The 12,497-nt window shown below is 36.1% G+C and carries 6 protein-coding genes; 2 read left to right on the top strand and 4 right to left on the bottom strand.

All coding sequences use genetic code 11. The features are described 5' to 3' along the window. Window positions 1-168 precede the first annotated feature (168 nt). Entirely contained in the window at window positions 169-1,239 is a 1,071-nt protein-coding gene (gene aroB, locus C4H12_RS01005; RefSeq protein ID WP_106097258.1) for a 3-dehydroquinate synthase, read from the top strand. A gap of 11 nt (window positions 1,240-1,250) precedes the next feature. After that, window positions 1,251-2,192, top strand: a complete 942-nt coding sequence (locus tag C4H12_RS01000) for a PorP/SprF family type IX secretion system membrane protein (protein WP_106097257.1) — start codon at window positions 1,251-1,253, stop codon at window positions 2,190-2,192. 86 nt (window positions 2,193-2,278) lie between these two features. Here the strand turns inward: C4H12_RS01000 and C4H12_RS00995 are convergent, their stop codons facing one another. The 4 genes from C4H12_RS00995 to C4H12_RS00980 all read right to left on the bottom strand — a co-directional run bounded on the left by C4H12_RS00995 (window position 2,279) and on the right by C4H12_RS00980 (window position 12,493). Continuing rightward, window positions 2,279-4,066 (bottom strand): RagB/SusD family nutrient uptake outer membrane protein, encoded by a 1,788-nt coding sequence (locus C4H12_RS00995; RefSeq protein ID WP_106097256.1) that lies wholly within the window; start codon window positions 4,064-4,066, stop codon window positions 2,279-2,281. 25 nt (window positions 4,067-4,091) lie between these two features. Beyond that, the gene (locus C4H12_RS00990) at window positions 4,092-7,190 is read right to left on the bottom strand and encodes a TonB-dependent receptor (RefSeq protein ID WP_106097255.1); all 3,099 of its coding nucleotides are present in this window, start codon (window positions 7,188-7,190) and stop codon (window positions 4,092-4,094) included. A 168-nt stretch (window positions 7,191-7,358) separates the two neighbouring features. Next, a complete protein-coding gene (locus tag C4H12_RS00985; protein WP_106097254.1) occupies window positions 7,359-9,365 on the bottom strand; it encodes a recombinase in 2,007 nt (668 codons plus the stop codon). Window positions 9,366-9,634: 269 nt separating this feature from the next. Then, complete coding sequence (locus C4H12_RS00980) at window positions 9,635-12,493, bottom strand: carboxypeptidase-like regulatory domain-containing protein (RefSeq protein ID WP_106097253.1); 2,859 nt, start codon at window positions 12,491-12,493, stop codon at window positions 9,635-9,637. Window positions 12,494-12,497 lie beyond the last annotated feature (4 nt).

Below are 12,497 nucleotides of genomic sequence, written 5' to 3'. Positions count from 1 at the left end.
GATGTAAAAAAGAGACTACTGCTGGGGGCTCAAGTGTTAATTTTCTGGTTTTGAAAAGGAGGAAAAAGCTAACAACTTAGTGCATAAATCAATGGGTATGATTTATTAGTTGCTAATTGAAAAAAAATTTGTATTTTTGCGGCAATAATAATATTTCATTACGAAAGAATGAACTCTATACTATCATATAACTATAAAGTGTATTTTCAAGAGAAAGGAACTGATTTTTTGAATAGTTACCTTGCTAATACACAGCCTTCAAAAATATTTCTGCTTACTGATAGTAATACAAACCCAAACTGCTTACCTGTTTTTCTGCCTTCATTGGCTACTAATGTTCCTATTGAAATCATTGAAATAGAAGCTGGTGAACCGCATAAAAATATTGATACTTGTACGCAAGTGTGGTATGCCCTCTCGGAACTGGGAGCTGACCGCCATTCGCTTCTTATTAATATAGGCGGTGGGGTGGTTACTGACCTTGGTGGCTTTGTAGCTTCTACTTATATGCGAGGCATACCTTTTATAAATGTGCCTACGAGCCTTTTGGCTATGGTAGACGCCTCGGTAGGTGGTAAAACAGGAGTTGACTTGGGCTCTCTTAAAAACCTTATAGGGGTAATAAATACACCACAAGGGGTAATCATAAATACTGATTACCTGATGACTCTTCCTGCTAATGAACTGCGCAGCGGTATGGCTGAAATGTTTAAACACGGACTTATAAATTCTGCCTCATATTGGGAGAAGATGTGTAGGCTAAGTGAGTATGATAGCGAATACTTAAGCACCTTAATTTATGAGTCGGTATTAATTAAAAATGAAATTGTAATTCAAGACCCTACAGAGAAAGGCTTACGCAAAACTTTAAATTACGGGCATACTCTTGGGCATGCTATTGAGAGTTATTGCTTACAAAACCCTAATAGAAAACGCCTTATACACGGGGAAGCTATAGCTATAGGGATGGTATTGGCCTCGTATCTTTCGGCAACACAATTAGGTTTTAGCTTAGATGATTGCAATAAAATAAAAGCTGTATTGGGTGAATATTTTACTAAAGAATATTTTAGCAAAGAAGAAATAACTGAAATATGCGAACTAATGCGCTTTGATAAGAAGAATATAGGGGGTAATATACTTTTTGTATTATTGGAAGCAATAGGGAAACCTAAAATAGATTGTATAGTGCCTTTTGAAGAGATTCACAAAGCATTTGAGTATTACCATAACAATTAAAATAATTGACAATGAATAAAGCCTTACATATCCTAATATGGGTAGGTATAATGGGAATCAGTTTTGCAAAAGCCCAAAATATAGACCCTGCATACATTTTCACTCATCAACATCAAAACTTGGTTAACCCTGCTGCTGTAGGGTTGGAACTAGGGCACACTGTGTCGGTAAACATACGGAATCAGTTTCGTGATATGATTGAAGCCCCTCTGACACAGACCTTTTTCACTACTCACCGACTTACTGATAGGGTGGCGATAGGAGCTTCAATAGCTAACAACAAAGTATTTATACAAAAACAAGCTGGTATTTACCTTGATGCTTCATATAGCATCCCTATTACTTACAACTCAAACCTTATAGGAGGGGTAAAGTTTGGTGGTGATTTTTTTAATATAGATGCTGGAGAAATGAGCCAATATAATTATCTTTACAATCAATACTACGCCAATGGCGACCGCATGCACCCTACTTACTATTACAGTTCGTATTTACAGAGCATTTCGGGTAAGTTTCAAACTAATTTTGGTGCTGGACTTTTTTATGACCATCCTTATTTTTATTTAGGCTTCTCTATTCCTAATATGTTAGCTTCGGATAAAGTACGTGTAGATAATGATGTTATGACCTCTGTTGCAGAAAATAAATACTACTATATATTAGGTGGTTACTATTGGCGCCCTACCCCAGAGTTTACCGTAAAACCACGCATACAACTACGCTTAGCAGAAGGCAAAACTCCTCTCTCTGATCTGACCTTGGCTGGTAACTTTGTAGAACGTGCTGAACTTGGACTTACCTATCGTACTGATAAAGCGGCTAATGTTTATGTTCTTTTTAACATTCCTGATTATTATGTAAGTATAGGTTACGGATTTGAGAGTTATTTCCAAACGCATCTAAACCTACAATCACGTAACTCACACGAATTTTTAGTGCAGTTTAAATGGTAAGAAAAGAAATGAAAATAGTGAAGGCTGCTTAGCATAAAACTAAGCAGCCTTCCTTTTTTACCCGTTATTATTACCAATTTTGTTTATTAATAGCCAGGATTTTGTTTCATTCCAGAGTTTTTATTTTTATCTAAAGCTGTAGTTGGGAAAGGAAGATACATTAAACGTTCTGCCCATGTTTTTTTAGCCCCTGGGTTACCTACTACATCGTGTATTTGTCCGGTCATTACTACACTAGCTGCCTCAGTACCTTTAAATCCTCCATTGCGGGTATCGTCTTCATACAAACGAATATCTAAGAAACGAAGACCTTCACCAGCCATTTCGATACGACGCTCTTTACGAATAAAATCAAGAGCATCATTTTTAGAAAGCCCTGTAGGTACATTAGGCATGCCTGCACGGGTACGAAGCTTATTGAGTTCAGTTTCGACAGTACCATCGTAACCTGTATTTTGAGTGTGAGCTTCTGCATAGATAAGAAGCATTTCGGCCAAACGAATTACAGGAAAATCGACCCCTGTAGTGTAATAAGTATTGTCCCAAATAGTAGCGACATCATCAGCTCCACTCATTTTCCTAAAAGCATAACCACTTTTCCCATAGTTTACAATATCAGGGATATATTGATGATATTCCCCCATACGATATTTACTAATAGAAGAGAAAGGAAATACAATGGAAGCATACAAACGACTATCACGGTTTTTAAATTGTTGCATATAAGCTTTATTAGGCAAACTACTTGCTATAGTACCCACAGCTTGACTGTAAGTTGACTTATTAGCGGCTTGGATAGTTTTTATCTCTGTATCTAATGTTTTATATTGTTGTATACGCTGTTCCATAGTAGCCAAAGTGGGTTTAGTTTTCCCGTCTGTTGTCCAATAAGCATCAACCAATTCTTGTATAGGTACTATAGTAGCCCAAGCGCGTTTAGAGACTAAGTTAGGGGTTAGCAAGGCTGTTACCCTAAGCCAACTTCCTTCTCGTTGATTAGCAATATATTCTTTAGCAATGATAGTTTCTGGACTATTATCAGCTTTCCAAATATCTTGGTAATTAAACAAGCCCTTAATAAAATCTTGCTCACTTATACCATAAGTACTAAAATCTACAAATTGTTTAAAATAATTACCATCCTTTACCATATCTTCAGTAAGAGCTGATATTTGATGCAAACGGTAACCTCCATTATCAATTACGTAGCGAGCTGCAGCTTCAGCTTGTTGATAATTACCAAAAAAGTAAGCCATACGTGCCTTGATAGCATAAGCTTTTCCTTTATTAAAACAGCCTTTATCATTAGTTATAGGTAAAGTAGCTATAGCTTCATCTAATTCTTTTAATACCCACGTTCTGATTTCAGTAGCTGATGTTTGTGCAAGTCCCTCAGGATAATCATTAGCTATAGATGTTACAAAAGGTACATTATTAAAGTAAAGTGTAAGATTACCATAAAGCCAAGCTCGCATTACTCGAGCTTCAGCCTTATACTTAATACGTAAATCAGTAGGTAGTTTTTCAAATGTATCTACTTGTTCAATCACCTGATTACAAATACGAATACCAGAGTAATAACCTGCATAACCATAATCTTGAGTTGCATCAAGAGTATTAGCTTGCACTGAGCTCCCATTGCTATCCCAAGCATTACGTGAATAGCCATTATCAGCAAAGCCATCTTCAAAAATATTACCATAACCACCAGGTATTTGGGTATAAATACTATTACGCATTCCTACAAAAAGGTCTGCATCAATTTTTGAGGGGTCTAAAGAGTTCTGAGGCGTTTTTTCAAAAAAATCGTCACTACAGCTCATCACCCCCATTAGTGCCAAGGCAACGAATGATTTATGTATGATATTTTTCATTGTTTTAATATTTAATGGTTATTGGTTAAAAAGTAAATGACAAGCCTGCTGTATAGCTTTTCAATACTATTGAATAGCCACGAGAAGTAGCTACTTCTGGATCGAAGTCTTTCATACGTTTATCTCCCCTAAAAGTAAAGAGATTATCACCTGAGAAGAATACACGTGCATTGGTTACTCCTATACTCTTAGCTACTTTATCAGGCAAATTATAAGCCAACGTAATATTCTTTATACGAAAATAAGAAGCATCAAACAACCAAAATGAAGAATGAGTTGAATTATATGAAAAACGTTTATCGGAAGGTACAAATAACTTAGGATAAATAGCTCCTTGGTTAGTAGTCGTCCAATTATCACGTTGCCACTCACGTGGTACTGATTGATCAAAGAAAGCTTGTGCAGCTTCGTTTTCCAAATATACCTTTACTCCATACACACCTTGTCCTAATACTGAAAGAGTCCAATTTTTGTAACTAAGATCTAAGTTAATACCATAAGTATATTTAGGGACATCATTACCTGTAACCACACGATCATTATCATCAATATTTTTATCTCCATTTTGGTCTACAAAACGAATCATACCAGCTTCGGGCGCTTGCGCTCCTTTCTTCACATAATTACCACTTTCAATATCTTTAATTGAATATAAACCATTAGCTTCAATCATATAAAAATCGCCTATAGATCCTCCTTTACGATATATCCAGTGACCACTTGGTGGTAATTGGTTTACTTTATCTCCCAAATCAACTATTTCATTATGGTTATAAGTACCATTTACAGATACATTATACTCAAAATCACCAAAGTTTTTATGGTGAGAAAGTACTAACTCTATACCTTTGTTACGCACCTTACCTACATTGCGAGCTGGTATCTGGCCTGATGACAAACCTGTTTCAGTCATAATATCATTGGCACGAATCAAAATACCTTTAGTAAGACGGTTATATACATCAGCAGTAAGGCTAAATAACCCTTTACCAAGACTTAAATCAATACCTAAATTCGTTGAAGCAGTTGTCTCCCAAGTAAGATTAGGGTTACCTATACGTCCTTCATAAAGAATTGGAGTACTTACACCTCCTAATACAGTAGTACTACCACTACTGTAAGTAGAATAAGTATCATATAGACCTATATTATTGATATTACCATTTTCCCCCCAAGAAGCACGTACTTTAAGAGCATCAAGCCAAGAAATATTTTTCATAAATTCTTCCTGTTCCAAACGCCAAGCAGCAGAAAAAGAAGGAAAATAACCCCAACGACCTTTCTTAGCAAAACGTGAAGAAGCATCTGCACGTAGGTTAGCTTCAAACAAATATTTATTGGCGTATGTATAGCCTAACCTACCAAAATAAGAATTAATACTTTCTTCCTCATAATAATTTACATTATCACTATCAGTTACAACTTGGTCTGCTTCTTTAACTGAACCTCCTGAAAAATCATTCATCTCATTGCTAGCAAAATTTTTACGCCCTACAATAAGACGACGAAATGAATAAGCATCAGTATGAGTACCTAACATAAAGGTAACATCATGAAGATCATTATAAGTTTTGTCATAGTTAAGCCAACCGTCATACACAAATTTATCAGAGTAATACCAATCCATCTTCATTTGGTTATCTGTAGAAGCTGTACCTGGTATGATACCACTAGAAGGAGTTAAGAAACTTGGTACTCCTTTTTTGCGGTTAGAAAATGAAAAGTTACGAGTGTCAAAATAACTATAAGCAAATTGATTAGTAATCTTCATACCTTCTAAAGGGCGTACTTCAGCAGCTACTGTTCCTAAAATACGGCGTTGGGTATAGTTAGAACGTCCATCTTCAGTCAACAAACGAAGAGGGTTACGATTAATCTCTGCTCCTGTATTTTGTCGTCCATTACGTACACTTCCCCATTCTCCGTTAGAGTGTTTAGCCACTTGTGTAGGTGGTATACGCAAAGCCTCTACTAAGTTAGCTCCTCCTCGATCATTGTTATACTTGGTATAAATAACGTTCATATTAGTGGTAAGAGTAAGCCATTTTTTAATATCAGAAGAGGTTTTGGTATTAAAGTTATAGCGGTTTGTCTTACTACCTATAGTATTACCTTCTTCTTGTAGAAAACCTGTATCTACAAGATACTTGAATTTATCAACTCCTCCTGATAACTGCAAGTTATGTTTAGTAATAAAGCTTTGTTTTCTAAGAATAAGATCAAACCAATTGGTATTAGGATAACGGTCCGGATCCGATCCATCACGGTATTTTTGAACCATTTCATTTGTAAAGGTAAGATTATCTTCCCTTACCCCTCCATTTCTTTCAGCAGTCCTATACATTTCAGCATATTCAGCCGAATTAACTACTTTAGGCAAATAAGTAGGCATTTGTACGCCTGTTGAGCCATTATAACTAATTTGCATTACCCCTGCCTTAGCTGTTTTAGTAGTTACAAGCACTACCCCATAGGCTGCCTTAGCACCGTAAATAGCTGCTGATGATGCGTCCTTTAAGAAAGAGATATTCTCAATATTATTAGGATCAATAGCATTGAAAAATCCACTACTCACCTCAATACCATCTACGATATATAAAGGATCAGAACTACCTAAATTACCTCGTCCACGAATATTAAGACTTGTGCCTCCAGGACGCGAAATAATAGTTACCCCAGCTACGGCTCCTTGTAAGGCTTTGGTAATGTTAGATGACGGACGAGTATTCAGCTTCCTCGTATCTACTGAAGCTACCGCACCCGAAAGGTTCTCTTTCTTTTTAGTACCATACCCTACTACAATTACTTCCGAAAGCTCTTGGGTATCTTCCTTCAGTACCACATTAATTACAACAGATTTACCTGTGCTTGTCACTTTCTTTTCCTGTGAGGCAAATCCTACCGAACTAAACAGCAATACTCCTCCTTGAGGCACATTTATGCTGTACTTACCATCAAAATCAGTAGCTACCCCTTGGGTAGTACCTTTTACCTGCACACTCACACTACCTAGCGGAGTGCCATTCTCATCTGTTACAGTTCCTGTAACTTGCTTTGTCTGTGCAAATAGTTGGAAGGTGAAGCCCCAAAATACTATTAGCAATAAGAAGAATTTTCTTTCCATACTTCTAAAACTTTCTATTGGTTATTAGACACCGCAAATATAGAAATAAAATACAATATAATGCAAATATTATTAGAAGTTTTTTAAAAGAAAAATGTTATAAATTTAACATTTGTTTATTCTTTATTGATTATCAGCAACTAAAAGCAAATATTAGAAACCATAATCTTATTTCCCCGGAAAGAAAAATACACTCGGACGAGCTTTAAAGGCATTCCACACACAACGTATCAGATAGCGCAACTCCGAAAATGGCACCTCTCGTGATCGCAAAGCTATCCATAACGAAAGGCCAAAACTTACAATAAAATTACCCAATCCTATAATTCCTATACCTAATACACACCACATTACATTCTCTAAACTAATCATAAAATCCATACCATACAAGCCATAAGCAAAATTACCACTTGCAAAAGTAATATGGCGTATATCAATAGGTAAACCAAAAAATTCTCCTACTGCCCACGCACTACCCATAAAAACACCAAACCATATATTCGATACCACACTCGGCCATTTTCGCTGCATCCAGCTTGCTACCCTCTGCATACGTACTTTCCCAAAAAATCCTTTTAGAAAAGGGTGCTCCGAAAGCCTGTAATAAAAATTATTAAAGTTATTCACACTTGCCACATTACCTGCTATTATACCCGAAAGGAATAAAAATACCCCAGCAATACAAGCATGCAAAAATACCGGTGTATGCCATATATTTAGGTCTTTTAGCAGATGCAAACTCTTCTCAGTCGCAATATTATAACCATTCAAATAACTTAGCCCTATTACCAATAATAACGATATAGGAAACGCCCCAAATACATTCCCCACAAAAGCTATGAATTGCGACCTAAAAAGCCGTGTAAATAGGGCTGTAAACTCATGGTAATACTTCATCTTATCCTTACCATCATTTACATTCAGGTTTTCCAAAGTTTTTGCAATAGTCGATGCCGTCATAGCGGGCTGTTTCGTCGCCAAAGTAGAGCCCGTTAGGTAAATAAGTACAAATCCCACAGCATAGTTCATACTATAGTTCAAAGCACGAAAAAAACTACTTTGGTCAGGCTGCATACTCATATAAAGCTTTATGAGGCACATAAAAGCCACTATCACCCCTCCCCATAAAGCTGTTTTCAGCATCTTAAAATACTCACTCCTTGTCGATGTGATATAATGTTCCCCCGTTTTACCAGTATAATTAGTAATTTCATAAGTAATATTATACACACTATCGTTAATAAGTTTGCGTACATTATTCTTTTTAGAGTTGGTTTTCACCATATCTAAGTAAAAAGCAATAACTTTTTCCCGCTTATCCACTTCTTTTTCTATAAAAAGATAGTTGTATAACCGCCTAATGCGTTTCACCTGCTGCCTTATAAGCAAAAGCGTTTGGTTTACACTAAAAGTAACCCCATATTTACCCGCATTAGCATCCGCCTTATTCACAAAATCCTCACATTGCCCAGCCAAAATATTCAGTTGCTTATAATCTTGCTCATATTCCTGAATATAAAGGTAAGGCCTTTCCTCCTTAGCAAGAATTCTAGCAAGGTTATTTAATTCATCATCCAAAGCAATAAAAGGACTGTTTAACTGCGCATATTCAGGCACCATACGGTGTACATCCGTTTGCAAAGCCAGCCCCCCCATACGTTGTGAAAGTATCATTATCGCCAACAATATCTCCTGCGAGGTACTTTTTAACTCATTATCCTCATAAAAAGTCTCAACAGCAAGAATATCAAAAAGTTCCTTCCAATTCTCTAAAGGAATCCGCTGTACCCATTTCACATCCGAAGGCTTATAAAAAAGCTGATTAAGCACATACTGAATATTCTCTTGTGAAGGCTGATCCGGAACCAACTGATGCCCTATACGCCTGCGCAGTTCCTTAAAAAAAGAAACACTATTTAGTAACCCCGCATCTGTAAAAAGAATCACTTTCCCTTTATTAGCAAATACACTATGAAGCTTTTCCTTAAAAAAAGCAATATGCTCTTCATTGTGCTTTAACTCCGAAAGTAATTCTCCAATAGTAAGTGGTACCTTTTTATCTTTACTTTTTTGGCGGAAATAATTCACTATATCAAATACAAAGTCAATATCTTCATATCCCGATACCGCCTTATAAGTCTCAAAGATTTCATAAACCGATTTATATGTCTTCATTTCTCTTTTCCTTTAGATTTTTAGATTATACACTTCAAGTCCTAGAATGCAAAGATACAAATAATTCACCAAATTACCAATTCTCTATTCTCCCAATAACTCAACCAAAGCTTGAACGAACGAATAACGAAGGATAAACGAACTATAAACGAAGGATAGTCAGTAAGCTAATGCCACCCCAATACCACCTATCATCCCAATTTACCAACAAAAAAAAGAGGCCGCCCTTTATCAGGCAGCCTCTTCCTTATTTCTTAGTTATTATCTCATTAAAAGTTGTAGCGTACACCAAAGCTAAAGGTACGTCCCGCACCAAAGTACACATTGTTTTTCACACTAATACCTTGGTAAGTTTTCACTCCATTTTCAACATGTTTACTTGAATAAGACTCTGCTATATAATAAGTGTCTAACACATTATAAGCACGAGCTGAAAATGTAAGTCTTTGTTTATCAGTTAATGATAATTTATAAGAAACTCCTAAATCAAATAAATTATAACTTGGCAATTTCAAAGCTCCCAATTCAGCCTTTGCTTTTGAAGTAAAATCAACGATATTTAGATTAGCATAAAGATTATTTACATATTGCCAATCAACATCTATTTTTAGCCCCTTAATTGAAGGAAAAATAGTAGCTCCTAATGAAGCAGTAGTTTGAGCCGTTTCACCTACTTTCACTCTATCTAAGTAAGTAATGTAAGGTGCAACATCACCTCTGATTACATTTCCTTGATTATCCACATTCTCATTATTATTATTAATAAGATAACTATTTGCATTACCTTTGTAAAACCAATCTCCCAAAGAAAGTGAACCATTTAACTTCAAATATTGATTAATAGTAGCTGTTGCTTCAAATTCTACTCCTTGGTGTACTTCTTCTATACCGAAAATATTAGCATAAGCCGTAAGTGTACCACCTGAAGGAAGTATTATATTGTTTCGCTTAGATTCATAACGATCTTTCCAAGAAGTACGATATACGTTCATATTAGCATTAACATATTCTGATTTAAAACCATAACCTGCCTCTACTCCAAAAATCTTCTCATTTGTCAATTCTTGATTTAAGAAATTTTTATTATTAGGAAATACTGCATTAAAAAATGGTTGCTTAGAGTAATAACCTATATTAGCAAAAACATTATGTTGCTCATTAATATTATAGTTCACTCCACCTTTAATATTATAACCTATGATATTTTTAAATCCTGTTTCCTTATCCATCTTTGTATTAGGGTTAGTCCTAATAGCTAAAGTACCAGGTTTTAAAAAGTTATCAATTCGTTGATATGACTGCATTGAAGTAGAACCTTGCAAAAATGCCGAAAACTTATCATCTGAATATTCAAATTGTGAGAACAGACCAAACCATTTTACCTCACCATCATTACTCCAGCCTGTTTGATTTTCAAGAGGCGTTACACTCGAAAAAGGATTGAAAGAAGGCTTATCCGAAACTGTTGCCCTAATAATATTAGGTGTTGTAAGGTTTCTATTGCTTGTTGTAGCATAGCCTGAAGCTCCTAATAAGTCAGTAACTACCCGATGGTGATAACCATAATAATAACGACCATCTATCCCTAAGTTTAATGTGAAATTCTTATTAATTTCGTGTTTTAAATTAGTAAGAAACCCATACCAATCATGAGAGTTTACAGAACCTATATTTGTAAAGCCTTCACTGATATAATGTTTATTTCCTAAAGGATCAACTACTTGTAAAGTATTTCCTGTTATACCTGGTGTTCTAATTTGTTGAAGACCAGAAACAGCCTCACCTTTATTGTAGCGTACTGCTGCTTCTACATCTACCAAACCTTCAGGTGTACGAAGTCCATCAAATGTAGTTTCATTAGGCACATAATAAACTACACCATCTTTTGTTGTTCTTCTAATTAAGTTCCCTTTATAAGCTTTTCCATCACCACTAATACCCATACCTCTACCAAATGAAGCGTATAACACTGTACTTAATGATGTTTGTTCATTCATTTTCCAATCCCAATTAAGCATAGCCACAGGCTTGTGATATAAATTTCTTTTCAATGAAAAAACCTCTCCATTTAAATACCCCCAATCAGCATTATAGCGTCTATTAGGTTTATCCTCAGTACCTCCATTTTTCTGAGCAGCCTCAATTGAAGGACTGTTATAACGTTGGTTATGCCATTGGGCTGCTCCTGTAAACATTAACTGAAAACTATGCTTTTTAGAAGGTTCATAACCCAATGCTATATAGTAATTATATGCATCAAATTGAGTTGCATCTACATATTTACGACCTACATTTTTACCAAATAGTACTGAAGCTGACCAGCCTGTTGTAGTTTTACCCGTATTGTATGATACTGTACCTTTATACTCTTGATTACTTCCATAGTTAAAAGCTATATTACCTCCTTCTGCCATATCAGATGCTCGTAATATGAAGTTAAGGGTACCCCCTACCGAAGCTATTGCCAATTTCGATGCCCCTAAACCACGCTGTACTTGCATAGCCGAAGTAACATCCGATAATCCTGTCCAGTTACTAAAATAAACAGTACCACCTTCCATATCATTCACTGGCATACCATTCACCATTACTGCTACGTTTTTAGAAGAAAAACCTCGCATACTTACTTTAGAGTCTCCAAATCCTCCCCCTCCTTTAGTAGCATATACCGAAGGCGTACGGTTCAAAATTTCAGGCAGCTCTCTTGTTCCTAATTTCTCAACAATCTCAGTAGCTTGAATAGTCGATACCGCTACCGGTGTCTTACGTTCTTGAGCAATATCCAACAAAGTACTTTTGCCGGTTACTATCACCTCACTAAGATGTTCTTGGTCGCTCACAAGTTTAACCCTAATGTGTGCTTTACCATTCACCAACTTATACGCAACAGACTGAGTTACATACCCAAGGTATGAAACCTCAAGAGTCCCAGTATTGGCACTCACTCCAAGGCTAAACTTACCATCCATATCAGTGGTAACGCCATGGGTAGTCCCCTTCACCAACACATTAGCAGCCATCAAAGGCACATTACTATCGTCAATAACCTCACCCGTTACTGTTCCATTTTGGGCATACAGCATTGCCGTAAGTAAGAAAACTGCTACATTTAAAAACCAGCTTTTCATCGTT

Origin of the sequence: Capnocytophaga sp. oral taxon 878, from assembly GCF_002999135.1 — a bacterium.
Lineage (GTDB): Bacteria > Bacteroidota > Bacteroidia > Flavobacteriales > Flavobacteriaceae > Capnocytophaga.
The sequence above is the reverse complement of the archived record's forward strand: the minus strand, read 5'-3'. Positions and strand labels throughout refer to the sequence as shown.